19 protein-coding genes are annotated in these 24,596 nt (G+C 45.1%); 16 read left to right on the top strand and 3 right to left on the bottom strand.

The window, feature by feature from the left end:
* Positions 1-43: 43 nt before the first annotated feature.
* From sucA to MHN30_RS10220, 5 genes are all read left to right on the top strand, one after another.
* Positions 44-2,857, top strand: a complete 2,814-nt coding sequence (gene sucA / locus MHN30_RS10240; RefSeq protein ID WP_010371459.1) for a 2-oxoglutarate dehydrogenase E1 component — start codon at positions 44-46, stop codon at positions 2,855-2,857.
* Between the two features lie 10 nt (positions 2,858-2,867).
* Positions 2,868-4,361 (top strand): 2-oxoglutarate dehydrogenase complex dihydrolipoyllysine-residue succinyltransferase, encoded by a 1,494-nt coding sequence (gene odhB / locus MHN30_RS10235; protein WP_130163986.1) that lies wholly within the window; start codon positions 2,868-2,870, stop codon positions 4,359-4,361.
* A gap of 174 nt (positions 4,362-4,535) precedes the next feature.
* Positions 4,536-5,702, top strand: coding sequence for an ADP-forming succinate--CoA ligase subunit beta (gene sucC, locus MHN30_RS10230; protein ID WP_010371452.1), 1,167 nt, complete (start codon positions 4,536-4,538; stop codon positions 5,700-5,702).
* Positions 5,702-6,574, top strand: coding sequence for a succinate--CoA ligase subunit alpha (sucD, locus tag MHN30_RS10225; RefSeq protein ID WP_099641555.1), 873 nt, complete (start codon positions 5,702-5,704; stop codon positions 6,572-6,574). Before sucC ends, sucD begins: the two co-directional genes overlap by 1 nt.
* Positions 6,575-6,648: 74 nt before the next feature.
* Complete coding sequence (locus MHN30_RS10220) at positions 6,649-7,233, top strand: Crp/Fnr family transcriptional regulator (RefSeq protein ID WP_239359483.1); 585 nt, start codon at positions 6,649-6,651, stop codon at positions 7,231-7,233.
* 1 nt (position 7,234) lies between these two features.
* On the opposite strand, the gene MHN30_RS10215 is transcribed toward MHN30_RS10220, so the two are convergent.
* The 3 genes from MHN30_RS10215 to MHN30_RS10205 form a co-directional block, all read right to left on the bottom strand.
* Positions 7,235-7,546: an antibiotic biosynthesis monooxygenase gene (locus MHN30_RS10215; protein WP_010604654.1), complete on the bottom strand. Its 312-nt coding sequence runs from the start codon at positions 7,544-7,546 to the stop codon at positions 7,235-7,237.
* A gap of 119 nt (positions 7,547-7,665) precedes the next feature.
* Positions 7,666-8,877, bottom strand: a complete 1,212-nt coding sequence (locus MHN30_RS10210) for a Xaa-Pro peptidase family protein (RefSeq protein ID WP_069019090.1) — start codon at positions 8,875-8,877, stop codon at positions 7,666-7,668.
* Positions 8,878-8,892: 15 nt separating this feature from the next.
* A complete protein-coding gene (locus tag MHN30_RS10205; RefSeq protein ID WP_239359481.1) occupies positions 8,893-10,128 on the bottom strand; it encodes an FAD-dependent oxidoreductase in 1,236 nt (411 codons plus the stop codon).
* Positions 10,129-10,389: 261 nt separating this feature from the next.
* On the opposite strand from MHN30_RS10205, the gene MHN30_RS10200 reads away from it, so the two are divergent.
* The 11 genes from MHN30_RS10200 (at position 10,390) to MHN30_RS10150 (ending at position 24,443) form a co-directional block, all read left to right on the top strand.
* Positions 10,390-11,304: a dihydrodipicolinate synthase family protein gene (locus tag MHN30_RS10200; protein ID WP_239359479.1), complete on the top strand. Its 915-nt coding sequence runs from the start codon at positions 10,390-10,392 to the stop codon at positions 11,302-11,304.
* 4 nt (positions 11,305-11,308) lie between these two features.
* On the top strand, positions 11,309-12,310 hold the full coding sequence (locus MHN30_RS10195) for a 4-hydroxyproline epimerase (RefSeq protein ID WP_239359478.1): 1,002 nt from the start codon (positions 11,309-11,311) through the stop codon (positions 12,308-12,310).
* 32 nt (positions 12,311-12,342) lie between these two features.
* Positions 12,343-13,848, top strand: a complete 1,506-nt coding sequence (locus MHN30_RS10190; protein WP_239359476.1) for an aldehyde dehydrogenase (NADP(+)) — start codon at positions 12,343-12,345, stop codon at positions 13,846-13,848.
* A 139-nt stretch (positions 13,849-13,987) separates the two neighbouring features.
* Positions 13,988-14,653 (top strand): GntR family transcriptional regulator, encoded by a 666-nt coding sequence (locus MHN30_RS10185; RefSeq protein ID WP_039495756.1) that lies wholly within the window; start codon positions 13,988-13,990, stop codon positions 14,651-14,653.
* 274 nt (positions 14,654-14,927) lie between these two features.
* Entirely contained in the window at positions 14,928-16,823 is a 1,896-nt protein-coding gene (locus tag MHN30_RS10180) for a propionyl-CoA synthetase (RefSeq protein ID WP_239359474.1), read from the top strand.
* A 306-nt stretch (positions 16,824-17,129) separates the two neighbouring features.
* Positions 17,130-18,398 carry an efflux RND transporter periplasmic adaptor subunit gene (locus tag MHN30_RS10175; protein WP_239359472.1) on the top strand — a complete coding sequence of 423 codons (1,269 nt, stop codon included), beginning with the start codon at positions 17,130-17,132 and terminating at the stop codon, positions 18,396-18,398.
* Between the two features lie 41 nt (positions 18,399-18,439).
* Positions 18,440-19,135, top strand: a complete 696-nt coding sequence (locus MHN30_RS10170) for an ABC transporter ATP-binding protein (protein WP_010604884.1) — start codon at positions 18,440-18,442, stop codon at positions 19,133-19,135.
* Positions 19,136-19,144: 9 nt separating this feature from the next.
* Positions 19,145-20,506 carry an ABC transporter permease gene (locus MHN30_RS10165; protein ID WP_239359470.1) on the top strand — a complete coding sequence of 454 codons (1,362 nt, stop codon included), beginning with the start codon at positions 19,145-19,147 and terminating at the stop codon, positions 20,504-20,506.
* 2 nt (positions 20,507-20,508) lie between these two features.
* Positions 20,509-21,729, top strand: coding sequence for an FtsX-like permease family protein (locus MHN30_RS10160; protein WP_239359468.1), 1,221 nt, complete (start codon positions 20,509-20,511; stop codon positions 21,727-21,729).
* Between the two features lie 60 nt (positions 21,730-21,789).
* A complete protein-coding gene (locus tag MHN30_RS10155; protein ID WP_239359466.1) occupies positions 21,790-23,109 on the top strand; it encodes a sigma-54 dependent transcriptional regulator in 1,320 nt (439 codons plus the stop codon).
* Positions 23,106-24,443 carry an ATP-binding protein gene (locus MHN30_RS10150; RefSeq protein ID WP_239359464.1) on the top strand — a complete coding sequence of 446 codons (1,338 nt, stop codon included), beginning with the start codon at positions 23,106-23,108 and terminating at the stop codon, positions 24,441-24,443. The genes MHN30_RS10155 and MHN30_RS10150 overlap by 4 nt, the downstream gene beginning before the upstream one ends.
* The last annotated feature ends 153 nt before the right edge of the window (positions 24,444-24,596 follow it).

Below are 24,596 nucleotides of genomic sequence, written 5' to 3'. Positions count from 1 at the left end.
TTGTTTTCGTTTGAGTTTCTGCGCTAGATAAAAGGGCTAATAGATGCACGAAGGTGTGATGAAGGCATGGCTAGAATCTTCGCATTTGTACGGCGGTAACGTTGCGTACGTAGAAGATCTATATGAGGCGTATCTAGATGATGCAGCTTCAGTGCCAGAAGAGTGGCGAGAGGTGTTTGATCAACTACCTAAAGTTGATGGAGTGGATGTTGACACTAAACATTCAGAAGTAAGAGCGCAATTTGCGGAGCTTGCTAAAAACAAACACAGAGAAGTCGTGGTTTCCGCAGAGGGTTCTGCTGATGCCAAGCAAGTTAAAGTTCTGCAGTTAATTAATGCATTCCGTTTCAGAGGTCATCAGAACGCAAACCTAGATCCTTTAGGGATTTGGGATAGAGAACGTGTTCGCGATCTTGACCCTGCTTTTCATGATTTAACCGATGCAGACTTAGATAAAGAATTTAACGTTGGCTCTTTTGCTTGTGGCAAAGAGACAATGAAACTCAAAGACTTGTACGCTGCGCTTAAAGCGACATACTGTGGCTCTATCGGTGCTGAGTACATGCACATCACGTCTACCGAAGAAAAACGTTGGTTACAACAGCGTTTGGAATCGTCCTTCTCGAAGCCACAATTCGACAAAGAAACCAAACTAAGAATCTACAAAGGTCTAACTGCTGCAGACGGCTTAGAAAAGTACTTGGGCGCAAAATTCCCAGGCGCTAAGCGTTTCTCTCTAGAAGGCGGTGACTCACTTGTGCCTATGCTGAAAGAGCTTATTCACCGTGCTGGTGAAAGCGGTCAGCAAGAAGCCGTAATTGGTATGGCCCACCGTGGTCGTCTAAATGTACTAGTGAATGTATTGGGTAAAAACCCACAAGAACTCTTTGACGAGTTTGCTGGTAAATACGGCGAGCACGCAGGTTCTGGTGACGTTAAATACCACATGGGTTTCTCTTCTGACTTTGGTACGAAGGGCGGCAATGTTCATATGGCATTGGCATTTAACCCATCTCACCTTGAAATCGTAAACCCGGTAGTAATGGGTTCGGTACGTGCTCGTCTTGACCGTTTGAATTGCCAAAGTGGTTCTAAAGCATTACCAATCACAATTCACGGTGACTCTGCAATCGCAGGTCAAGGTGTCGTTCAAGAAACGTTTAACTTATCGCAAACACGTGCATACGGCGTTGGCGGTTCGATCCGCATCGTAGTTAATAACCAAGTTGGTTTCACTACGTCAAAACGCGAAGATACTCGTTCGACTGAATACTGTACTGATATCGCTAAAATGGTTCAGGCACCTATCTTCCACGTGAATGCAGATGATCCTGAAGCCGTTGCTTTCGTTACACAAGTTGCACTTGATTTCCGTAACAAGTTTAAACGTGATGTGGTGATTGACTTAGTATGTTACCGTCGTCACGGCCACAACGAAGCGGATGAGCCAAATGCAACGCAACCGCTGATGTATCAGAAAATCAAAAAGCACCCAGTACCTCGCCAATTGTATGCTGATCAACTTGTGCGCGAAGGTGTGATTTCTGAAGACGATGCGAAACAAATTGCTGACGATTACCGAAATGGTCTTGATAAAGGCGTTTGTGTCGTAGAAGAAATTCAAAAAGAAACCAAACACTCATCAGATTGGTCTAAGTATGTTGGTCACGATTGGGACACGCCGTATGAACCAAAGGTTGCGCTAGATAAACTCAAAGCGCTTGGCGAAAAGATTGCGAGCTACCCAGAGGCTCATAAAGCACAATCACGCGTTAAAAAGATTTACGATGATCGTAAACTTATGGCGCAAGGCGAGAAAATGCTTGATTGGGGTATGGCTGAGACATTGGCTTACGCGACCTTGGTTGATGAAGGCACTGATATTCGTCTTACCGGTCAGGATTCTGGTCGTGGTACATTCTTCCACCGTCATGCCGTAGTTCATAACCAAAAAGACGCGTCTACTTATCTTCCACTGCAAAACATTCGTGAAGGCCAAGGCCTGTTCGAAGTGTACGATTCAGTACTTTCGGAAGAAGCGGTACTTGCATTCGAATATGGTTACGCGACAGCAGAGCCAACGTCATTGGTTCTGTGGGAAGCGCAATTTGGTGACTTCGCCAACGGTGCTCAAGTCGTATTCGACCAATTCCTAAGTTCAGGTGAGCAGAAGTGGGGTCGTTTATGTGGTCTAACACTACTTCTTCCTCATGGCTATGAAGGTCAAGGTCCAGAGCACAGTTCTTCGCGTTTAGAGCGTTATTTACAGCTTTGTGCTGACCACAATATGCAAGTATGTGTGCCGTCAACACCAGCGCAAGTATACGCAATGCTACGTCGTCAATCGGTGCGCCCGCTACGTCGTCCTCTGATTGTAATGACGCCTAAGTCGCTTTTACGTCATCCATTAGCTGTTTCTAGCCTAGAAGAGCTATCCGAAGGCGTATTCAATAATATGATCGATGAGATTGATGATATCAATCCTGAAAACGTTGAGCGTGTTGTGTTCTGTAGCGGTAAGGTTTATTACGAACTACTGCAAGAACGTCGTAAGCAAGAGCTTAACAACGTGGCTATCGTTCGTGTTGAACAGCTATATCCATTCCCTCACAAAGAGATGGATGAGATCATGGCTCGCTACCAGCACGTAAAAGATTTTGTTTGGTGTCAAGAAGAGCCACAAAACCAAGGTGCTTGGTACTGTTCACAGCATCATTTCTGGGAAGCTATCCCAGCTGGCGCAAATCTGACTTATGCAGGCCGTAAGGCTTCAGCTGCACCAGCATGTGGATACATGTCTACACATACTAAAGAACAAAACGCGTTAATTGCTGACGCTTTAACAATTAAGAAATAAGGAATAAGAGATGACAACCGAAATTAAGGTTCCTGTTCTTCCTGAGTCTGTTGCCGATGCAACGGTTGCTACATGGCATGTAAGCGTTGGTGATAAAGTGACTCGTGATCAAAACTTAGTTGACATCGAAACGGATAAGGTCGTTTTAGAAGTTGTAGCGCCAGAAGATGGTGTTATCGTTGCAATTTCTGAAGAGGAAGGCGCAACCGTTCTTGGCGAACAAGTTATTGCACAACTAGGTGCTGCTGATGAAGCAGCAGCGCCTGCTCAATCAAATGAAAAATCAGCAGCGTCAGAATCGGCGCCAGCAGCAGAAGGTAAAGAAGTGGACATTAAAGTACCTGTACTTCCTGAGTCAGTAGCAGACGCTACTATCGCAACTTGGCACGTTCAACCAGGTGAAGCGGTTAGCCGCGACCAGAATCTAGTTGATATTGAAACAGATAAAGTGGTTCTTGAAGTTGTTGCACCTGAAGACGGTGTGATGGGTGAGCACATCCACGCTGAAGGTGAGACAGTACTAGGTGATCAAGTTATCGGTAAAATCGTTGCCGGTGGCGCACCAGCTGCATCATCAAGTGCGAAGAAAGAAGAAGCACCAGCTGCTGCTTCTGACGAAAACTCAGATGTACTAACACCATCTGTTCGTCGTCTTATCGCAGAGAAAGGCCTTGATGCTGCCAAGATCAAAGGTTCTGGTAAAGGCGGCCGCATTACTAAAGAAGACGTGGATGCTTTCCTTAAAGCACCAGCAAAATCAGAGTCTAAGCCTGCGGCTTCTGCACCAGCTGCCCCGGTAGGTGAGCGTACTCAAAAACGTGTACCTATGACTCGTCTACGTAAGACAATCGCTAACCGCTTATTAGAAGCGAAGAACTCAACAGCAATGCTGACAACGTTCAACGAAGTAAACATGAAGCCAATCATGGATCTTCGTAAGCAGTACCAAGAGGTATTTGAGAAGCGCCACGGTATTCGTTTAGGTTTCATGTCTTTCTACGTGAAAGCGGTAACTGAAGCACTTAAGCGTTTCCCTGAAGTTAACGCGTCAATCGACGGTGACGATATCGTTTACCACAACTACTTTGACATCAGCATCGCGGTATCAACACCTCGTGGTCTAGTGACTCCAGTACTACGTGATTGCGATAAGCTTTCTGTTGCTGAAATCGAGAAGAATATTCGTGAATTGGCTATTAAAGGTCGTGATGGCAAACTAACTGTTGACGATATGACTGGCGGTAACTTCACTATTACCAATGGTGGTGTATTCGGTTCACTACTATCTACGCCTATCATCAACTTGCCACAGTCTTCAATCTTGGGCATGCACAAAATCCAAGAACGTCCTATGGCAGTAAACGGTAAAGTTGAAATTTTACCTATGATGTACCTAGCACTATCTTATGACCACCGTCAAATCGATGGTAAAGAGTCAGTTGGTTTCCTAGTAACAATTAAAGAGTTGCTTGAAGATCCAACACGTCTACTACTAGACGTATAATATTTGTTTAAAGAATAAGCTGTATGCTCGCATACAGCTTTTTTTTTTGCGCCTTTGGTCTAAGTGGGGTTTTCATCAGAAGCCTTGGGATCTATACTATGTGCGCAATTTGGGATAGCTGACTATTTGCATAAATATTCAGCTTTTTTAGTATAAAAAATTGGATAAAGCATCATGAATTTGCATGAGTATCAGGCAAAACAACTTTTTGCCGAATATGGTTTACCTGTATCAGAAGGCTTTGCTTGTGATACACCTCAAGAAGCAGTTGAAGCTGCTGGTAAAATCGGTGGAGACAAGTGGGTTGTTAAGTGTCAAGTACACGCTGGCGGCCGTGGTAAAGCTGGCGGTGTTAAACTTGCAGACAGCAAAGACGAAATCCGCGCATTCGCTGAAAACTGGTTAGGTAAAAACCTAGTTACTTACCAAACAGACGAGAAAGGTCAGCCTGTTGCTAAAATCTTAGTAGAAAGCTGCACTGATATTGCAAATGAACTATACCTAGGTGCTGTTGTTGACCGTGGTTCACGTAAAATCGTGTTCATGGCATCAACCGAAGGTGGTGTAGAAATTGAACAAGTTGCAGAAGAAACGCCTGAGCTAATTCATAAAGCTGAGATCGACCCACTAGTAGGTCCTCAAGCTTACCAAGGTCGTGAGCTAGCGTTCAAACTAGGTTTGAACCCAACTCAAGTTAAGCAATTCACTAAGATCTTCATGGGTCTAGCGCAAATGTTTATCAACCACGACTTTGCTCTACTAGAAATCAACCCTCTAGTGATCACAGACGCTGGTAACCTACACTGCCTAGACGGCAAAATCGGTGTAGACGGCAATGCATTGTTCCGCCAGCCTAAGATCCGTGAATTCCACGATCCTTCACAAGAAGACGCTCGTGAAGCACACGCAGCAAGCTTTGAGCTTAACTACGTAGCACTAGACGGTAACGTTGGTTGTATGGTTAACGGTGCAGGCCTTGCTATGGGTACTATGGACATCGTAAACCTACACGGCGGCAAGCCAGCTAACTTCCTAGACGTTGGTGGCGGCGCGACTAAAGAGCGTGTATCTGAAGCATTCAAGATCATCCTTTCTGATGACAATGTTAAAGCAGTACTAGTTAACATCTTCGGCGGTATCGTACGTTGTGACATGATCGCTGAAGGTATTATCGGTGCGGTTAAAGAAGTTGGCGTAAACGTACCAGTAGTTGTACGTCTTGAAGGTACTAACGCTGAAGCTGGTCGTGAAGTACTAGCTAACTCTGGCCTTGACATCATTGCAGCTGAGTCACTAACTGACGCTGCTGAGAAAGTAGTTGCTGCTGCGGAGGGCAAATAATGTCTGTACTAATTAACAAAGATACTAAAGTAATCTGTCAAGGTTTCACTGGTGGTCAGGGTACTTTCCACTCTGAGCAAGCTATCCAGTACGGTACGCAAATGGTTGGTGGTGTTTCTCCTGGTAAAGGCGGCACAACTCACCTAGGTCTACCTGTATTTAACACAGTACGTGAAGCGGTAGAGTCAACTGGTGCAACTGCATCTGTTATCTACGTACCAGCTGCTTTCTGTAAAGACGCTATCCTTGAAGCGATCGACGCAGGTATCGAGCTAATCGTATGTATCACTGAAGGCATCCCTACACTAGACATGGTTGATGTTAAAGTGAAGCTAGAAGAAACTGGCGTTCGCATGATTGGTCCTAACTGTCCTGGTGTTATCACTCCAGGTGAAACTAAGATCGGTATCATGCCAGGTCACATCCACATGCCTGGTAAAGTAGGTATCGTGTCACGTTCTGGTACTTTGACTTATGAAGCAGTTAAGCAAACAACTGACGCTGGCTTCGGTCAATCTACTTGTGTTGGTATCGGTGGTGACCCAATCCCAGGCACTAACTTCATCGACGTACTAGAGATGTTCCAAAACGATCCGCAAACTGAAGCTATCGTCATGATCGGTGAGATCGGCGGTACAGCTGAAGAAGAAGCGGCTGAGTACATCAAGCACAACGTAACTAAGCCTGTTGTTTCTTACATCGCAGGTGTTACAGCTCCTCCAGGTAAGCGTATGGGTCACGCTGGTGCAATTATCGCAGGCGGTAAAGGTACAGCTGACGAGAAATTCGCAGCGCTTGAAGCAGCGGGTGTTAAAACAGTTCGCTCTCTTGCAGAAATCGGTTCTGCACTAAAAGAGAAAGCGGGTTGGTAAGTTAATACCACACGTTAAAAAGGCTCCTCAAGGAGCCTTTTTTGATCTAGCTATACCAATTGCATGAGGGGATTATGCCTTTTCATAAACTCGGTCAGCTTTGTGAAGCCACAAAAAATGAATTATTAACACTTACTCAGCAAAACCCAACGTTCGACACTAAGCGCTGCTGCCGCAATGAAATATTATTGCAACAAGGGCAAGTGCAACGTCATGGCTTTTTTATCCACTCTGGCAAGCTTGTGTCATCGGTTGTAAATGAAACAGGGGAGCTAAGACATAAGGAGTTCTATTTTGCTGGTGAACTTTGTATTTTATTTGCTGAATGGATCCAAAAATCTCCCAGCTTCTATCAAATCTCTGCATTGGATGATGCAAAGATAGTACTCGTTCCGCTAGCCGAATTAGAACAAGATAATCTTCGCGCACTTAAATTAAAATTATTAGAACAGCAGTTGCTATTTAAAGAAGCAAAAGAAGCTTTTCTATTACTAAATACGCTGGAGCAAAGATATTGCTTTTTGCGTGATGAACGTCCGCATTGGATTAATGGTTTAGCAAATTATGATCTGGCTAATTATTTGGGCGTTACACCTCAAGGGTTATCACGGTTAAAGTCGCGAGTAAACAAAGCGCAATCGACTACAACTAAGCGCTAGCTCAAAGACTATATTCACGCTCTACCTTGGCAATACGAGTTGTATAGCTTTGATACCATTTTTTATTGCCGTTTTTTTGTGCCTCAATATGCTCAGCATTGGCTTTCCATGCTTTGATTGATTCTAGGTCGCGCCAATAAGAAACGGTGATCCCAACCTCTTCACGCGCAGATTCTAATCCTAAAAACCCGGGTTGAAGCTGAGCAAGCTCGACCATTCGCGAAGCGGTTTGGGCGTAGCCCTCGTCGTCTTCATTTTTAATATTGGTAAAAATTACGGCGTAATAGGGTGGTGGTGGAGTAGTTGCTATCATAAGTTGAAGCGCAGTAAATTGCAGGTATTAAGTTTATACCAATTAACCTGTGCTCCAATCAATCACGATAAATGATGAGTTACTCATCAGAGCATCTCATCATTTAGCCATCGCTAAGGTTATTCAACCCCAAAAGGATTGTCTATGCTATGTGCAGGTTCAGTAAACCAACGCGGACCATCGTCGGTCATATAGAAATGGTCTTCCAAGCGAATGCCAAATTCATCAGGAATAACCAGCATAGGTTCATTTGAAAAACACATTCCAGCTGCAAGCGGTTCAGGGTTGTCTTTGACTAAATAAGGCCATTCGTGGATATCTAAGCCGATACCGTGCCCAGTGCGATGTGGGCAACCTGGTAGTTGATAATCAGGACCGAGGCCATTGCTGGCAATATACTCTCTCGCGGCTTTATCAACAGCGCCACAGGGCGCACCAATTTTGGCTGCATTAAATGCTGCAATTTGCGCTTGCTTCTCGATTTGCCAAACGGACTTTTGCTTTTCACTGGGGTCGCCAAAAACATAAGTACGGGTGATATCACTAAGATAGCCGTGTAACTTACAACCTGTGTCGACGAGAACCACATCGCCTTTTTTCAGCGTTTGTGGATTTTTTACACCATGTGGGAATGACGACGCCACACCAAATAGCACAATACAAAAATAATTACCCGGCGCCCCCACTTTTTTGTGCGCTTCATTAATAAAGGCTTCAACCTCGGTTGTGGTGATCCCGTCATACAGCATAGATGCCGTTGCTTTATGTACGGCAAGTGTCATGTCCATTGCACGTTGAATAAGGGCAATTTCATTGGCCGATTTATGCATTCTACAATGCGCGGTTACTGCCTTTGCATTGATAAGCGAAAGCTCAGGTGCCGCGAGTCTGATCCCATCAGCAACAAAAAACGCAGTGCTTTCGTCAATGGCGAGCGTGCCTGTGCTATCAATATTGAGTGTGTTAAGTACGTTTGCGACGAGCTGGTAAGGAGATTCTTCTTCTTGCCAAGCATGAATAGGGCCTTCAATCAGCCAATAATCCTTAATAGAGCCAATTTCAAAAAACGGGACGATAAACTGAACTTGTCCATTGGCGGGTAAAATAGCACCGACCAAACGCTCACTGGCGTACCATTGTAAACCAGTAAAGTATTTTAAATTTGTACCAGCATTTAAATAGAGTGCATCAATGTTGTTCTGCTGCATATATTGTTGAGCTTTCTCTATTCTTGCTAAATACTCGCTTTCGCCAATTGGCGCTACGCCTTTGGTCATATCTTCTAAGTTATCTAGCGCCTGTTGCGCGCTCTGGTATGCAATACCTTTCATTTTCGTGATCCTTAGCTAATTAAATCGAGCAATACTAAAGGGAGTAAGATCGATGTCGTTGGGCTTGTTGTCAATAAGATCTGCGATACATTCACTTGAAATTGCGGCTTGGGTCAATCCTAAGTGCTGATGACCCAGTGCAAAATAAAGGTTGTGATGATTTGGCGCTTGTCCGATGACAGGTAAATAATCTGGGAGTGAGGGACGGCAGCCAACCCACAAGTTATCATTTTGCTGTGGCAGCGATGAGTTTAACAATATACTTGCATGATGCAATAATGCGCGAGCACGGCTGTAGTTGGGTTTACTCTCCAGTGCAGCAAATTCTACCGTTCCGGCCAGTCGCAAACCTTGTGACATAGGCGTCATGATAAACCCTCGCTCACTTGATGCGACAGGTCGTGTAAGCGTATTATTCACTGCCAACATGTTGTGATAACCACGCTCGGCAATCATGGGCAGTGAGTAACCTAATGACGCACAGAGCGCTTTACTTGCAGCACCCGTTGCTACAACTACTTTGTTAAAGGTCATCTTGTGGTTATTCGAGTGAAGTGTGTAGCCACGCTCTGTGTGGGTAATATTGTCGATTGAGCCTTGTTGGAATGCTCCCCTTAGCTGTATAAACTGCTCATATAACGTCAAACAAAGGGCGTAGGGATCTGTGCTATGCGCGACTTTATCAAAATACAGTGCCGAGGTAATGGTACTTGATAGGCTCGGCTCCATTTCTCGGGCTTGATCACCTGTAAGTAAGCTCACTGAGATGTCTTGTTCGGCGTATTTTTTATAGCTTTGACGCGCAGAGCTTTCGTCACCTTCAAATACCAGTAAACTGCCGTTGCTAGATATAAGTGTATGATACTTATCACCAAGTAAACGCTGATATGCGGGTAGTGCGCGTTCATTTAAACTTCTAAGTGCGATTGTACCTTTGTGGAAGCAGCTGCTTTTCATTTGCTTTAAGAATCGTACAAACCACGGAATATTTTTGAGCAAAGAGGTGCTCTCAATTCGCAAAGGCCCCACCGGATTGACTAACATGCCAGGCACTTTTGTTAGTAAAGCTGCATCTGCCATAGGGAATACCTGCTCTGTGGCAAAATGCCCCGCATTACCCTTAGAGCATCCCTCTGCGGGCTGATTTTTATCGAGCAAGGTAACAGCGTGGCCTCGTCGAGCTAATTGCAGCGCGGTGGTGATCCCAATGATCCCTGCGCCGATCACTGCAATTTTATTATTACTTTCCACAATTTACCTCACCATCCTAGATTGTATTTCCACAATTTACCTCACCATCCTAGATTGTATTTCCACATAGACATCAATCAGGCCTCGTTTAAATACCAAAAAGAAAAAATTTACCACTTATAAATCATAATATTACAGACATTTAGGCCAGTCATTTGAGTTGATGGCTAAAAAATCTGTCTTTTGAATATTGATTATTGTATACAATATACCTATGATGGCAAGCACAATAACTAAACAACCTAATGAAAGGCGAGAACCATGAACGTAAATTGGCAGGGTGTATATCCAGCAGTAACCACTCAATTCCATGATGATGAAAGCATCAACTTTGATACTACCAAAGAGATGATAGATAACCTGATTAACGAAGGGGTTCATGGCATCATAGTATTAGGCACCGTCGGTGAAAATTGCTCACTCACGGCTGACGAGAAACGCCAAGTGTTAAAAGCGGCAACAGAAGTGGTAGGTGATAGAGTGCCACTACTTAGTGGTGTGGCTGAAACCACAACTGCGCTTGCTGTCGAGTTTGCCAAGGATGCAGAAGCGCTTGGCATAGATGGACTGATGGTATTGCCGGGGATGGTTTACCGTTCAACCGAGCGCGAAGCAATTCATCATTACCAACAGGTAGCGCGAAGCACAGTATTACCTATTATGATTTACAACAATCCGGTGACCTACGGTGTCGATGTGTCTATTGAAGGCATGAAAACCTTAGCTGAAGAGTCCAATATTGTTTCTGTAAAAGAAGCAACGGAAGATACCCGTCGTATTAGCGAGCTGTTTAGCGCATTTGGCGATCGCTACGTGGTATTTGGTGGTGTTGATGATATCGCACTGGAAAGCCTGATGCTTGGTGCGACGGGTTGGATCTCGGGATTGACCAATGTATTCCCACGCGAGTCAGTGGCTATTTATAAACTTGCTGAACAAGGTCGCTATGAGGAAGCGCGCGCGCTGTGGCGTTGGTTTTTACCTTTGCTACGCTTAGATACTATTCCCACACTGGTACAGTGCATCAAATATGCAGAACATTTGGCTGGACGTGGTAGTGAAGTGACTCGTTCTCCAAGATTGCCACTCACCCAAGAGCAAAAGGCTTATGTGAGTCGTTTGTACGAGGAAGCGATGGCAAATCGAATTGACTTAAGCCAATATAACTTGGACTAAGCGTATGATTTTAGGCACCTACTATTGTATAGATGGCCACACCTGTGGCAATCCCGTGCGCTTGGTCACAAGCGGTCATCCAATGCTTTTGGGCGAGAGCATGAGTGAAAAGCGCCAGCATTTTTTACGTGACTACGATTGGATAAGGCGCGCACTGATGTTTGAGCCTAGAGGCCATGACATGATGTCGGGTGCCTTTTTATATCCACCGACCACTGCTGATGGAGATGTGGCAATCCTATTTATCGAAACCTCTGGGTGCTTGCCTATGTGTGGGCATGGCACTATCGGGACAGTCACTTTTGGCCTTGAAAGCGGCCTTATTACTCCAAAGGAACAGGGGGTACTCAAGCTTGACACCCCAGCGGGGCGCGTGAATGCTTATTATGAGATGAAAGCAGGTAAAGTGACTTGGGTAAGGCTCTACAATGTGCCGGCATTTTTGGCTTACCAAGCGGTGCCTGTCCATGTTGATGGGCTAGGGGAGCTCATCGTTGATATTGCCTATGGCGGTAACTTTTACATTATTGTTGAGCCTCAAAGTCTATTTGCTGGTGTGGATCAAAGTTGCGCCGCCGAATTACTGGCGTGGAGCCCCAAAGTGCGCGCGGCAGTTAATGCGCAAATAAATCCAATTCATCCTGAAGACTCTACCGTGTGTGGTGCCTCCCACGTGTTGTGGACAGGCGCGCCACAACATCCAGATAGTCATGCGGCCAACGCGGTATTTTATGGCGATAAAGCGATTGATAGGTCGCCTTGTGGTACCGGCACAAGTGCACGAATGGCACAGTTGTTTGCAAAAGGACTGCTAAAAGATGGCGATACCTTTGTTCACGAGAGCATCATAGGCAGCCAATTTATCGGTAAGGTCGAAGGCACAACTGAAGTCGCGGGAAAAGCCGCAATTCTGCCAAGTATTCAAGGTTGGGCACGTCAAACGGGGAGTAATCGTATCACTGTAGATGACGAAGACCCGTATGCATTTGGTTTTCAGGTGCTCTAGCCATTAAGACTGAAAGAAAACAGGAGCTAACAATGAATTTATCAGGAAAGAGCTACATCAACGGTGCGTGGCAAGCCGCACAAGCGGCAACAACGTTTTACGCGTTTTGCCCGGCAACCAATGAACCGTTAACGCAAGCATTTTTTAACGCCAGTGAAGCACAAGTAGAGGAAGCCGTTAATGCAGCGGAGCAAGCTTTTAAGGCTTATCGTAAAACGTCGATGACTGCTCGTGCAGAGTTTCTAGAAACCATAGCACAAGAAATTCTCGCCTTAGGTGATGAGCTGATCACCACCACAATGGCAGAAACTAACCTGCCAAGGCCTAGGCTTGAGGGCGAGCGTGGCCGCACGGTAAACCAATTAAACGCATTTGCCGCATCGCTGAGAGATAACCTAGCAGAGTTCAGTCTAGATAAAGAAGAGCAAGCCGACCCAAATCGCACGCCGCTGCCTAAGCCAAAAACACAGCTTAAGCATATTCCTATTGGCGTTATTGCGGTGTTCGGCGCGTCAAACTTCCCGTATGCCTTCTCTACGCTCGGGGGCGATACTGCAGCTGCGTTAGCCGCTGGTTGCCCTGTGGTGTATAAAGGACATCCAGCGCATCCAGCAACGTGTGAGCTAATGACCAAAGCCATCGCCACAGCAATAAGCAAGTGCGATATGCCAAGCGGGGTGTTTTCAATGCTGCAAGCGAAAGCATACGATGTCGCGCATTGGCTGGTGAAAGCCGAGCCTATCAAAGCGGTTGGATTTACAGGCTCCTTTGGCGTTGCAAAGGCATTGCAAGATACCATCGCGAAGCGCCATGAACCTATCCCGCTTTACGGTGAGCTTGGCAGCGTAAATCCGCAAATTGTCTTACCTGAAAAGGTACAGTCGCAAGGCGCAGAGCTTGGTGCACAATTTGTCCAGTCTTTACTTATGGGTAATGGTCAATTTTGCACTAGCCCCGGTATTTGGTTGGTGCCAAGTAGTAGTTCTAGTAGTTCACAAACATTTATCGAGACAGCTAAGAAAAATATTAGTGCAGCGCCTTCAGATACTTTATTGACCCCAGGCATTTTAAAAGCTTATCAAAACAGCATCGCAGCACTAAAAGCACACCCTCAGGTAACCTTATTAAGCGCTGGTGAGCTAGCACAGCCGTTTCACGCAAGCGCCCACTTGTTCCTAACGGATAGCGAAAGCTTTGCGACCGATGCAAGGCTTAAAGAAGAAGTCTTTGGGCCAAGTGCTTTAGTGGTGAGCTATGACAACTTAGCGCAGCTTGAAGACTTAATCGCAGACTTAGATGGGCAGCTCACCGCCAGTATTCATGGCACTGAGTCTGACCTACATCAAGCCGAAGATATTATAGAGGCGTTACAATACCGCGTAGGTCGATTGATTTACGGGCAAATGCCAACGGGCGTTGAAGTGTGCGCCACCATGAACCACGGTGGGCCGTTTCCGTCATCAACCGATGTACGTTCAACATCGGTAGGGTTAGAAGCGCTCAAACGATTCGTAAGACCAATTTGTATACAAAGTTAAGCAAACCAAGCCCATAGTACTGCTATGGGCTTTTTTATTCAGACATAATTCGCACATCGAACTTATATACTCGACAAACATGCAATTTGAACTCAGATACGTTTATAATGAGTTCATAAAACAATAATTACTAAATACTATGGCAATTGTACATAAAACTCGAACTCAATTAGTTGCTGAAGCAATTCGTGAAAAAATCCTCACTGGCGAAATCAAAGCGGGCGAGCCGCTGAGGCAAGCCGCGCTGGCAGATGAGTTAAATGTAAGCCGTATTCCCGTTAGAGAAGCACTCCTGCAACTAGAAGCCGAAGGCTTAGTTAACTTTGAAGCGCACAAAGGTGCGACAGTCACACGTTTAAGTGCCGAGCAAATCGATGAAATATTTGATCTACGCGCATTGTTAGAAGCTGAGCTGTTACGCCACTCAATCGACAAGTTGACCGCACGCGACTTGCTCGAAGCCGAAGCCATTTTAGCCGAGCTTGAAGAAGCCACCGCCGCTGGTGATACACAGCTGGCAACAGGTAAGCTTAATGCCGAATTTCACAGCAAACTCTACAGCAAAGCACAGCGCCCACAAACTCGCGAACTGGTGGATGTGTACAGTAAAAACTCCGAGCGCTACGTGCGCATGCACATCCTACTTGCGGGCGGCATTAAAACCGCACCAGAGGAACACCGCCAGCTATTAGAGCTATGCCGAGATAAAAATACCAAAGGGGCCTGTGACTTTTTGAAAAAACATATCACCGGCGCAAAGGATGATATTAAAGCGCTGCTGCTAAAGCTTGAAAGCGAGCAGTAGGTAAATTTGGTTGTATAGGCCCTAGTGGATTTCTGAATAATAGTCATATCTATTCTCATGGCTATTGTTCAGGACGCTGTGATTACATATATATCGAATTAGAAGAACAAGTGCTCATTAATACCCGTACTAGAGGCTGCTCCTTACCCAAACATAATCATATCTAACGCCCCCAACCTTGATCTATATCATCCTCGCAAGACTAAAGTCTCATCAAAACTTGGCGGTTTTTTATCTATCTTTACTAAGTTCCAGCGAAACTGAGTAACTTAATATGACAACAACAACCTATCAACAGGCATATCAAACATTTTCCCAAGACCCAGAGGCATTTTGGCTTAAAGAAGCGGCACGACTTGATTGGCATACGCCACCAAAAATCGGACATAACCAAGACCAAGAGGGGTTGAGTCATTGGTTTAGTGATGGTTTGATGAATACCAGTTATTTGGCACTCGACCATCACGTACACCAAGGCCGAGGCGAGCAAACAGCATTAATTTATGACTCGCCGGTGACCAGTACCAAACGCAAAATTAGCTATCGCGAGTTGCTCTCTCAAGTGAGCCATTTTGCGGCTGGCTTAAATCAACTTGGTGTAAGCGTAGGGGATAGGGTCGTAATTTATATGCCCATGGTGCCAGAGGCGGTCGTTTCCATGCTTGCTTGTGCGCGCGTGGGTGCTATTCATTCCGTGGTGTTTGGCGGTTTTGCACCTCATGAGCTTGCGGTGAGAATAGATGATGCGAAACCAAAGCTAGTGATCAGTGCTTCTTGCGGAATTGAAATAGGCCGCACCATTGAATACAAACCTATGCTGGACGAGGCGCTTTCGTTGGCAAAACATCAAGTGAAGCATTGCATTGTGTTACAGCGTGAGGCATACCAAGCACAGATGTCATCGCCAAGAGACCTAGATTGGACTGTGGTGGCAAACACGCCTGAATCCTTTGATGCCGTGCCGTTACCAAGCACGCATCCGCTTTATATTTTGTATACCTCTGGCACCACAGGCACGCCCAAAGGAGTAGTACGAGAGCAGGGCGGTCACGCTGTGGCATTAAACTACAGTATGAAAACCGTTTACGGCATGGAGCCCGGAGAAGTGTTTTGGGCAGCATCTGACATTGGTTGGGTTGTGGGGCATTCTTATATTGTTTATGGCCCGTTGATTTATGGTTGCACCAGCGTATTATACGAAGGAAAACCGATTAAAACCCCAGATGCAGGGGCGTTTTGGCGAGTGGTAGAAGAATACCAAGTGACAGCACTTTTTAGTGCACCGACGGCATTTCGTGCCATTAAAAAAGAAGATCCGAGCGCAGCGCTTTTGGCTAATTACAACACCAGCAGTCTAAAAACGCTATTTTTAGCTGGTGAACGACTCGACCCTGCCACCTACGACTGGTTACAGTCCACTACAAAGCTACCGGTAATTGATCACTGGTGGCAAACGGAAACGGGCTGGGCAATTGCGTGTAACCCAGTTGGGATTGAATTGATGCCTACAAAGGCGGGCAGTGCCACTGTTCCTACACCGGGCTATCAAGTCGAGATCCTTGATGTGGACGGCAGTACATGTGAAGCCAATCAACAAGGTGTTGTTGCGGTGAAATTACCACTCCCTCCCGGTTGTTTAACCACTATTTGGAATAACACGGCGCGCTTTAAAGGCAGTTACTTATCACAATACCCCGGCTATTACCTCTCTGGCGATGGCGGGTATTTTGATGAAGACGGCTACCTGTTTATTATGGGCCGCACCGATGACGTAATAAACGTAGCCGGGCATAGACTGTCAACTGGTGAAATGGAAGAAATCGTTGCTGGTCACAATGCAATTGCAGAATGCGCGGTATTCGCCGGTAAAGACGAGTTAAAAGGTCAAGTACCCATTGCCATGGTGGTATTGAAAGATGGCGTAAACACCACTGAATCGGCAATTGCCGAGGAGATAAGAAGCCTGATCCGCGAAAAAATCGGCGCGATTGCCTGTCTTAAAATCATTAAAGTGGTTGAGCGTTTACCCAAAACCCGTTCGGGTAAAATTCTCAGAAAGAACCTACGCCAGCTGGTGGACGGAGAAGACATTGTCGTGCCATCTACCATTGATGACCCCGCCATTATTGAAGAGTTAAAGCAATTGTGGGATATGAGCCAGCACCAATAGTTTTTGTGTGTTAGCAGGTTACCCCTAACGCTAAACGCGCATCAACATTAGTTAGGAGCGGGTTCATCCCGCGATCTTTTGAGTGCGGTTACCTCAAAAATCTGGTGTCGTGATAAATCACGACCTACCTGTTTTAGTTACGTCCTGCTATTGTCCGCAAACTGTCCGGTGTCCGTCCAATCTCCTTGAATAAAGCCGTTTAATCTCATAAATACCATATAAAACAATAATATAAATTATGGCATGCTACTTGTAATTAGTTATTCATGATAATCGCGGACACTCACTTGTCCGCAAGGAGGTAGCATGATTAAAGATACAAGTGCGCAAGACAAACAAATCGCAAAAAAGCGAACCATAAAAAAGCCTGTGATTGCGTTATTGGCTGTTGGCATCACCTTAGGCGGATTAACTAGTGCTTGGCCAAGCATTAACACGATTTTATCTGCAGAACAGACGGTATCGCGGGAGCAAGTCCGTCTCGCCACGGTAGTGAAAGGTGATATCAGCGAAGATATTCGTGTTGAAGGGCGTACGCTGGCTGCGAATAATCCCGACTTATACGCCATCGCATCGGGCACAGTAACGCTAAACGTTAAACCCGGTGATGCCATCAAAGCTGGGCAATCGTTGCTTAGTATAGATAGCCCTGAACTAACCAATCGTTTACTACAAGAAGAGGCCACGTTCGAACGTTTACAAACGGAAGTTGAGCGCCAACGGATCTCGATTAAACAGCAGCTACTCGATACCGAACAACGCATGGAAATGGCGAAAGTAGACTTAGAAGCGGCAGAGCGGGAAATGGCGCGCTCAAAACAAAGCATCGAAAAGCAAATTATCTCAAAACTAGAGCTTGAGCAGTCAATGGTTGAACTTAAGCGTGCGCAACTACAAGAGCGGCATGCCATCGAGTCGCTAAAGCTTGAGCAAGAGCGACTCGCGTTTGAGCTAAAAAGTAGCGAACTGAGCCTAACCAGACAACAGCATATTTTAGAAGAAGTGCAGCGTCAGGTAGCGGCACTTAACATTATATCGCCGTTGTCCGGTATTGTTGGTACGGTGCATGTCCAGCAAAAGCAGTTTGTACAGCGAGATGCGGCGCTAATATCCTTGGTTGACCTTTCAGAGCTTGAGGTTGAAGCACAAATACCAGAAATTTACGCCGACAATCTGGGAGTCGGCATGGCCGCTGAAGTATTTATCAATCAATATCAATATCATGCAAAACTGGTCGCTATTTCCCCTGAAATTGAAGCTGGCCGTGTTAGTGCGCGAGTACGTTTTGATGAACAACCAAGCGGTCTTCGTCAAAACCAAAAGGTATCTACAAGAATTATCCTGTCGCAAAAGCAAGACGTGCTCAAAGTAAGGCGTGGCGCATTTGTTGAAACTGGCGCAGGGCGTTTTACCTATGCGGTTGTTGGTGAGCAGGCTGATCAAACACCCATTCAGCTCGGTGTAAAAAGTATTTCTGAAGTTGAGATTATCGAGGGCCTGAGTGAAGGACAAGAAATCGTGATTTCAAGTTTAGAACCGTTCAATAACAAAGCGCGAGTATTACTCGGGAAGTAGCCCCATCTTGCGCATCGAATAAGAATGAGAAGGAATAGATAATGTTAAAGATGAATGAAGTAAGCAAAATTTACCGCACTGATCTCATAGAGACCCATGCGCTCAGTAATGTCAACTTAACCATTGAAGAGGGTGAGTTTATTGCGGTTACAGGGCCGTCAGGATCGGGTAAAACCACTTTTTTGAATATTGCGGGTTTATTAGAGCGTTTTGAGCGTGGTGACTATTTTTTAGATGGTGAAAACGTTGCCAATCTTAACGATAAAAAGCTGTCACAGCTACGAAACGAAAAAATTGGCTTTATCTTCCAAGGCTTTAATCTTATCAGCGACTTATCTTTATATGACAACGTTGAAGTCCCCCTTATTTTTAGGGGAATAAAAGCCAGTGAGCGTAAAAAGCGCATTGAAGAAGCGCTTGAACTCGTTGGGCTTGCAAGCCGAATGAAACATCATCCTGCACAACTAAGTGGTGGGCAACAGCAGCGTGTGGCTATTGCCAGGGCGCTTGCAGGGAAACCTAGATTCCTACTTGCGGATGAGCCAACGGGTAACTTAGACAGCTTAATGGCAAGACAAGTGATGGATTTATTACAAGAAGTGAATCAGGCGGGCACCACATTGATTATGGTAACCCATGACAATGAGCTGGCTCGACGAGCGGGTCGTAATATCCAAATTCTTGATGGTGAGCTAACCGACATCACTAAATCTCAGCTAACCGAACTGGCAGTGTAGGAGTAAGCGATGAAAGAGCTAATACTATTAGCTTGGCAGGGATTAAAGCAAAAACCCAAGCTAAGCGCACTGATGGTGATCAACCTTGCAGTTGGGATCACCTTGATGTTGACTATGTCAGCCATTGTAAAACAAAGCAGCAGTGAGGTGATTGGTCATAAGGGTGATTACTTGTACACCGCGGGTCTGAATTTTTTTGATAGTGACCAAGACGTTGTCGATTTTAACCAATTTCCTCGCTGGACGTATCAAGATGCAGAGGCGCTTAAGCAAGCGGATTTACCATACAAGCATCTATCATTTAACTACACCACAGAGTTTATTGTGGGGCTGGCGGATAACTCAGTTAGGCCTATTAGTGTAGAAGCTTCTGGTACAGATAGAGATATGTTTAGTGTACTAGATGCGCCGTTTATCCACGGAGCTTCTTGGAGTGAACAAAGCCAACAAAGTGGTGAAGCGGTCGCTGTGATAAGTAAAAACGCTAACGACCATCTTTTTGGTGGGGCGAATTCTGTCGGGCAGTTTATTCAAGTTCAAGGCGAACAAATACAAGTCGTGGGCGTGGTTGATTTAAGTAATTATAAACGTCGTTTCCAAGATTTGAGCTTTAGTAATAATTACAATCACGATGCTTTTATCCCGCTAAATTATGCCTATGCGCAAAACTTTCCACGAACAGGGCAAGTATCGTGTAGAACCGACGATTTATACACCGCAACCAACCCACGCAGCGGCAATATCGACATGCTGAAAAGTGCTGAATGTGGTTATTTGACGGTTTGGTTCCAGTACCAAAAAGATATGGGGGCGGCACATCTTGAAGAACTAAAAACTTGGTTGAATAACTATATTGCAAATCAGCAAGCGGTAGGCCGTTTTCAACATAATAATCTCACCGATTTTTATAGCATGGGCGAGCTCTATATTTTGATCCAACGCTTTTTGGCATGGGAAGCCATTTACCTAACGTTTTCGTATTTTCTGTTTGGTATTTGTTTAGTGAATACGGTTGGCATTTTGCTCGCCAAATTCCAAGCCAATCGCAAGCTTATTTCCCTTTATCGAGCGCTCGGCGCAAACCGTGGGGTAATAATGAAAATTCACTTTTTAGAGATCTTGATGCTCACGGTTGCGTCCGTAGCACTTGGCTTTGTATTGGCATTCGCGGGACTTGAATTGATGTTCCACCTACGTATGTATCAGGCAGATTATATGGCATTTGCCGAGCAAGTTCGTCAAATCTATCAGTTTGATGGTGAGCTGGCACTTTTGACCACCATAGGCATTTTCTTGGCGGTTGGGATATCTGGATTATATCCGGTATACCGTAGTAGCCGTGTATCACCAGCTGCGGAATTAAGGGGGTAAGTATGGCGATTAAACATATTTTAAAACTGATCTTAAAGCAAAAAAGTATTGCACTGTTAATCATTCTACAAATCGCGATCACCGTGATGATTGTCAGCAATACCGTGTTTATCAGCTATGCAACGCTGCAAAACTGGCTAATTCCTTCAAAGTTGGAAGAGCAACAAATTCTCAATGTAACGACGCGTGTGTTTGATACCTCCGTAGACGTGCAGTCACTTATAGAAAAGGATATTCAAGCGATTGAAAATGTGCCGGGGGTCGTTGCCGCATCTTATGCTGGTAGAGAGCTGGTATTAAACAGCTTAGGCCCTGGATGGACTATTTTTAAAGATACTCAACCAGAAACGGATTACAGCGTGTTCGGCTACTTTGGCTTGGATGAAAAAGGGGTAGATGTACTTGGGCTTGAACTCGTTGAGGGGCGTAGATTTTATGCCAGCGAATTTATCAAAGGTGATGAGGCAACAAAAAATGCAGGCGTTATTATGATAAGTGACGACCTTGCCACGTCCTTATTTGGTGATGACTCAGCCCTTGGACAGACGGTGTATATTTCAAGACAACGTATTCCACATCAAGTAGTTGGTGTTTATAAAGGTAAAATGCTTGGAGAAGGCGCAACATACAATCAACAACCCTACAATTCAGGGGTTGTACCTGAGGTTATTTGGGGTAACCGTCAACGGGCAAATTATTTAGTCAGAGTTGAAAAAGGCGTGTCTGAGCGAGTGCTAGAAGAAGTTGAAACGGCACTTTATCACACCAACGGGCGAATGGTTGAGCGAGTAGAGTTTGTTGCCAGAGCAAAAAAACGTTTGTGGGATGGCCGTAGCACCTTTGCACTCACCATGGCAGGTATAAGCATCATAGCATGCGTGGTCACCGCGCTTGGTATTGTAGCACTTGTCAGCTTTTCTGTTAGCCTAAGAAAGAAAGATCATGGTGTACTTCGTGCGTTAGGGGCATCTAAAGGCAAAGTGATGTGGTCTTTAATTAAAGAAAATACAATTTTAGTCTTTATCGGTTTAGTGCTAGGCTTTGGTCTCTCGATTTTACTTTACTATTTTTTGATGAATAATGTTCGCGTGCGAAGTGTGGTAGAGATCCCGTTATTGGTTGGGGTCGCTATTTTTACTTGGCTTGTGAGTACATTGGCGGTGTACCTGCCTGCCAAAGAAGCTGCGAAAGTGTCGCCGGCACAAGTAACTAAATCGAGTTAATAATAAAAACAACAAAGCCCCGAAAGGGGCTAAATCTACAAATTAGGATCAAAAGCGTTCATGAGTGTATTGGTAATTGACGATAATCCGGATGTAATTCAAGCCATTAAAGTCCTTTTGTTACTCAATGATATTCCGTGTGAAGGTGTTACCTCTCCGCAGCTGGGCCTAGAGAAGGTTCGTAGCAAACAGTTCGACTTAGTTATTCAAGATATGAACTTTACCCGAGACACTACCAGCGGCGCGGAAGGTAAAGCCCTGTATAAAGCCATTCGAGATTTAGAGCCTGACTTACCCATCATCTTACTGACCGCTTGGACGAATCTTGAAATGGCGGTGGAGCTTATTAAAGATGGTGCAGCAGACTACTTAGCTAAACCTTGGAAAGATCATAAACTCGTCACTTCAGTGAAAAACTTGCTCGAAATGCGAGAACTACAAGAGCAAGTAAGTAGCGCTGCTAATCAGCGCAATACCAGATTACAAAAGCTAAAAGCGCAATACGACCTGTGTGGTGTGGTGGTTGCCGATCCGGCCATGTTGAGCTTGCTTGAAATGGCGACGCAGGTTGCGCACTCCGATGCACCAATTCTGATCACAGGACCAAACGGCGCTGGAAAAGAGAAAATTGCAGAAATTGTGCAAGCCAATAGCAGCTATAAACATAAACCCTTTATTAAAGTGAATGCGGGGGCCATTCCGGCGGACCTCATTGAGGCCGAGTTATTTGGGGTTGAAAGTGGTGCTTATACAGGCGCACAAAAATCGAGGGCTGGGCGCTTTGAAGCAGCTGATGGAGGCACCTTGTTTTTGGATGAAATCGGCAACTTGTCTTTGACAGGTCAGCAAAAGTTACTAAGGGTTTTACAAAGTGGTGAGTTTGAACGCGTTGGCAGCACGGTTACGAAAAGGGTAAATGTTAGGGTGATCAGTGCCACCAACAGTAATTTACCAGAGGCCATTCGCGCGGGTAGTTTTAGAGAAGACTTGTATTATCGGATCAATATGATTGAGCTGAAACTGCCGCCACTATCTGAGCGAAAAGAAGATATTGCCGTGTTAGTGGATCACTTTTTGCCTAGCAATAAGAGTTTGAGTAACACGGCAATGAAACAGTTAAAGCATCATACTTGGCCTGGAAACGTCAGGGAGCTTGAAAACACCATAGGCCGTGCTGTGTTGCTGAGCCCCGGGCAAGAAATTGAGTGTGAGCATTTAGCAATTCAAATACCACAACATGAAGAGCCGCTTGAATATACACAAGCAGATATCGAAGCTGCATTAGACAGCGCTGATGGCGTAGTCAGTAAAGCCGCAAGAAAGCTTGGATTAAGTCGGCAAGCACTATACCGGAGAATGGAGAAGTTTGGTTTAAAATGACGGTGTCTCTTCAAGCAGCGGTGTCTGCATGCCTATTTGTATCACTATTGGTGTTTGCGGCTATTTTATGGCTGGCAGCTTCATTTGCAATACCAATTACTCTGTCAATTCCGGTGGGGCTGCTTGTTGCGGCGGTAGTAGGCGTTGTCGGTATCAGTTACTTTTTCTCTCGCCAACAGCGGATCATAGATTGCTTAACGGACGGGATCCGCAGTTTTAAAGATCAAGACTTCTCAGTTCAAATTACGCATTTTGAAAGCATAGAAATGTCTGATTTAATTTTGGAATATAATCGTTTATCGACAACACTAAAAAAGCAGCGCCACGCCACCAGCCAAAGGGAGTTACTACTTGATACCATTTTGCAGGTGTCACCGGTATCTATTTTATTACTAAACCAATTTGATCAAGTGGTATACGCTAATGATAAAGCAGGAAAATTACTTAATAACAAAAAGTCGTTAAGTGGCCTTGTGCTTCATCATGCCATCGCAAATGCAGATCCTAAACTGCAAACTATTTTGCTACAAAAAGAATCCGGGTTTGTGACCTTTCAAGCCAATGATGAAAAGCAAAGCTATTACTTTTCAAGGCAGAGCATAACACTCAGCCACCAGCCACACGTGTTGCTTATGTGTCAAAATCTATCTAGCGAAATGAGCCGTCAAGAAGTAGGACTTTGGAAAAATGCCATCCGTCTTATCAGTCATGAACTCAATAATTCATTAGCGCCTATTTCTTCACTGACTAACTCCGCAAATACAATTGTTGAGCGCAGTGCTGAAGAGCAAAACCACGCTCTTATTCAACTGTTGCCTGAAATGCTGGCAACCATTAATCGCCGCACCGAAAACTTGAGTGAGTTTGTCGCTAAATATAGCGAGTTTGCGAGGTTGCCCGCGCCTAATATTACAGAGCAACCCTTGCAGCCCTTACTTGATACCGTTGGTAAGCTTTATGACTTTACTTTGCTCGCATCACTCCCTGTAGAGTGCGCTTTTTTTGATCCCATACAGGTAGAGCAGGTATTGATTAATTTGGTTAAAAACGCCCATGAATCGGGATCTAAGATAGATGAAATAGGCGTGAAGCTGCTGGTTGATTATCAACGTCTGATAGTCGTGGTTGTTGACAGAGGTGTAGGAATGGAAGAAGAAAAGCTAGCAAACGCAGTACTACCATTCTTTTCTACTAAACCCAGTGGCACAGGGGTAGGATTGAGTATTTGTAATGAAGTCGCCATTGCCCACGGTGGACAACTTAAGCTATTTAATCGCGAAAAAGGTGGCTTAATGGTGCAGTTTGATCTGCCCCTCGTTGTGCCTAAAGCATAGCGTTGTTATTGCACTAACCCATATCGGGTGGGAGATGTATGGACTCCTCCCCCTTAACGGGAGAGTACGGTATAAAGATATTGCAAAACACTTTTACCAAATAAGGAGTCCATACATGACACAGTCTAATTTAATTGCTATCGACTTGGCAAA

Source organism: Pseudoalteromonas sp. OF7H-1 (assembly GCF_022347825.1).
Lineage (GTDB): Bacteria > Pseudomonadota > Gammaproteobacteria > Enterobacterales > Alteromonadaceae > Pseudoalteromonas > Pseudoalteromonas maricaloris.
This window is presented reverse-complemented; position numbering and strand designations above follow the sequence as displayed.